Here is a 3,488-nt window from a genome sequence, read left to right as displayed (position 1 = left end):
GCCGAGCGCAGCGCGTCGGCGAGCTGCCCCGGCGCCACCGGTTCGCTCGACGCTCTGGTCAGCTCGCGGGCGGCGCGGTCGGCAGCCCGCACCGCGGGCAGCGACGGCCACACCCGCCAGGTCGCGGAGAGGTAGAGGTCGACCAGGGCGCGCAGCGACGCCCCGGACTCCGCCGCCGCCTGGCCGAGGTCGCGAAACGCCTCGAGCTCCGCCCGGGTCAGCCGCCGCCCGCTGTCCGCCGCCGAGGCGAGGACGTCGAGGTAGTCGCCGAGCAGGCCGGCATGTAGCCGGGAGTCGGCAGCCGCGAGCACCGCGGCGCGGGGTAGCCGGGTCAGGCTCGTCTCGGGCAGACCGGCCGGCACGTCGTCGTCGACCGCGGCCGTCCCGGCCGGTTCGTCCGCTTCGCCCATATAGCCGCCTCCCGCTCCTGATTGCCGAGCCTCGGCAGCAAAATCATAGGCGAAGTCGCAGAGTTCGTGCGGTGTCTGCCGGGACGTCGAAGGGCAGGCTAGACGTTGAGCATGTGTAACACCCGGTCGTCGACGCCGACCGGGGAAACGGGAAGACCGAGAAACGGGAATGGAGTCTGATCGGACATGACCACCCACGACGCCACCAGGCGGGGAGGGCTTCCGCCGATCACGGTGCGCGCGGGGCTTGCCGTCTCGGTGGCGGTCGTCACCGTCCTGCTTGCCGCGATCACGCTGCCGGCCACCGTGCCGGACCGGCCCGGCTTCGCCTATCTCAGCGGCGGGCTGATCGGCGCCGGTCTGCTCATCGGCATCATGCTGGGCGCGGACCTGAGGCGGGCCCGGGCCGCCCGCCGAGCCGGACTGACCGTCGTCGGCATCACCCTCGGCGCCTTCGGCAGCCGCCTGACGGTCGCCCTCGGTGCCCGTGACCAGGGCAGCGCCGGGACGGGCGGGATGACCTCCGCGGGCCGTCCGGCAGCCGGGTCGGCCCCCACCGGGCGTTCCGGAGCAGCTGGTTCGCCGGGGACCTTCGGTGCGGGCGGCGGAGTCGATGTCGTTCTGCCGCCGGCCGCCGGTCCTGGGAACTCGGCTCCAGGCCCGAGGTTCGTCGAGTCCGGTGCCGACATCCGTGCCGAGGCGCAGGTCGCCCGGGCGGGGCTCGCCGTGACCGGCCTGGCCGGTGCGCTGCTCGTCACCCTCGGCGCGCTGGCGCCGGCGGGGACGCTGGCCCTGGCCGGTCAGGTGGCCCTGTGGGTCGGCACGTTCGCGCTGCTGGTGGCCTTCATCGACGCCCTGCCCAGCCCGCGCAGCTCCGGTGGGCGGCTGATCGCCGCCCGGGTGCTGCGCCGCACCGGCAGCCGGGAGCGCGCCGAGCAGGCCGTCGCCCGGGCCGGCGTCGTCAGCGGCTGGTCGTTGATCGCCGTGGGTGCCGCGGGTGTGTTCCTCGTCGGCTTCGTGGGGCTGTGGGCGGTGCTGCTCGGCTGGCTGGCGCTGGGTGCGTCCCGACTGGCCCAGTCCCAGCAGCGCACCCACGCCGCGTTGGCGGGGCTGGTGGCGCGGGACGTCATGAGTCCGGCACCGCCGGCGCTGTCGTCCTGGTCGACCGTGGATGACGCTCTCGACGACGTGGTGCTGCCCGCCCGTCGGGCCGTCTTCGGGGTCGAGGACTTCGACGGTTCGCTCGCCGGGGTGGCGTTGCTGCGCGACCTCGCCGCCGTCCCGATGGACGACCGTGACCTCGCCCGGGTCAACCGGGTCTGCATCCCGCTGTCCATGGTCGCGACCGCCGCGCCGGACGACGCGGTGGTCGACCTGCCCGCGAGGCTGGTCGAACGGCCGGCCGCCGGCTGCGTCGTCGTGATCGAGTCGGCGGCGGACGGCAACCCCCGGATGGTCGGCACCGTCGGCCCGGTCGAGCTCAGCCAGGCGATCGAGACGGCGCCGCTGCGCGGGCGGGGCGTCCGGCCGGTGCGGCCCGGCAGTCTCTGGCGCTGATCCCGCCGGCGGCCAGGCCGCCCGGCCGAGCGGTTTGCTCCGGCCATGCCCCGGGCCGTATCCCCGTGCGGGTATACGGCCCAGGGAGACCCGGACAACTGCACCTCTCGATAGTCACTGAGAGTCAATGCATCGTCGCTTCATGCTCATCTTGCTGATGGTGTGGCGCGCCTGAACGTGCTCTGACCGGCCGCTGGCAACGGCGCCCGGCCGGTCAGGGCGACACCTTCCGCCCCGGAGGAGCCGGGGTGGCGCATCCGGGCCGAGACCGGCGACACCTCTGGAGATCTCCGTGCACGTTCCCCTCTGGGCCTGGGCCGCCTTCATCGGCGCTTTGCTAGGACTCCTCACCATCGATCTGCTCGCCCACCGCAAGGCCCACGTCATCGGCTTCCGCGAGGCCGCCTGGTGGAGCCTGCTGTGGGTGTCGTTGGGCCTCGGCTTCGCCGGGGTCATCTGGGCCTGGCAGGGCCCCGGCGCCGCCGGCGAATACACGGCGGCATGGCTGCTCGAGAAGAGCCTGTCCGTCGACAACCTGTTCGTCTTCGCGCTGATCTTCTCGTATTTCAAGGTCCCCCGGGAGTACCAGCACCGGGTGCTGTTCTACGGTGTGCTCGGCGCCCTGGTACTGCGGTTCATCTTCATCGCCGCGGGGGTCGCCCTGCTCGAGCAGTTCAGTTTCATCATCTACATCTTCGGCGCCTTCCTGATCTACACGGCCGTGAAGATGCTGCGCAACAGCGGCGTCGAGATGGACCCGGGGCAGAGCCGGGCGGTGACGCTGCTGCGGCGGGTCATGCCGGTCACCGATCAGTACCAGGGACAGCACTTCGTCCTGCGCCGCGCGGGCAAGCTCGTGGCCACGCCGCTGCTCGCCGTTCTCGTCGCGATCGAGACCGCCGACGTGCTGTTCGCCTTCGACTCGGTGCCCGCCGCCCTGGGCGTCACCGACCGGACGTTCCTCATCTACACCAGCAACGCGCTCGCCATCCTGGGCCTGCGGTCGCTGTTCTTCCTGCTCGCGGGCCTGATGGAACGGTTCCACCACCTGGCGACGGGGCTGGCGTTCATCCTGGCCTTCATCGGCGTGAAGATGCTGCTCACCGACGTGTGGCACATGCCGATCGCGCTGTCGCTCGGCGTGATCGCCGTCGCGTTGGCCGTCTCGGTGGTCTGGTCGCTGCTGACCGAACCGCCTGCGGAGGATGCCGCCGAGAAGCCGGCGCCCGCGGAGGATGCCGCCGAGAAGCCGGCGCCGGCGGCGGATTCCGCGCCGGCCCCGGCGGACGACCAGGCCGATCAGCGTGAGGTCGCCGCGCCGGGCGGCGGGCTTCCCGGCGGACGCCCGCGTTAGGCCGGGCCGTCCGTCACGGGCCTTCTGTCACGGGCCGTCCGTCACGGGCCTTCTGTCACGGGCCGTCCGTCACGGCCGTCCGTCGATCGTGGTCATGGCGCGACCGCGCCCGACGGGGACGCCTGCCGGGTGCGGTCAGCTCGGCCTCGCCGGCTCGCCGCGCGGGC

The 3,488-nt window shown here is 73.0% G+C and carries 2 protein-coding genes and 1 pseudogene; 2 read left to right on the top strand and 1 reads right to left on the bottom strand.

Annotation, left to right across the window (positions count from 1 at the left end; genetic code table 11):
* Positions 1–410: pseudogene (locus ND748_RS28245) on the bottom strand (PucR family transcriptional regulator); the annotation flags it as partial.
* 186 nt (positions 411–596) lie between these two features.
* Here ND748_RS28245 and ND748_RS28240 point away from each other — a divergent pair.
* The gene (locus ND748_RS28240) at positions 597–1,967 is read left to right on the top strand and encodes a peptidase M50 (protein WP_251749236.1); all 1,371 of its coding nucleotides are present in this window, start codon (positions 597–599) and stop codon (positions 1,965–1,967) included.
* A gap of 292 nt (positions 1,968–2,259) precedes the next feature.
* Positions 2,260–3,321 carry a TerC family protein gene (locus tag ND748_RS28235; RefSeq protein WP_251749235.1) on the top strand — a complete coding sequence of 354 codons (1,062 nt, stop codon included), beginning with the start codon at positions 2,260–2,262 and terminating at the stop codon, positions 3,319–3,321.
* Positions 3,322–3,488: the final 167 nt, after the last annotated feature.

The sequence above is a fragment of the Frankia sp. AiPs1 genome (assembly GCF_023716945.1).
Classification (GTDB): domain Bacteria; phylum Actinomycetota; class Actinomycetes; order Frankiales; family Frankiaceae; genus Frankia.
The sequence above is the reverse complement of the archived record's forward strand: the minus strand, read 5'-3'. Positions and strand labels throughout refer to the sequence as shown.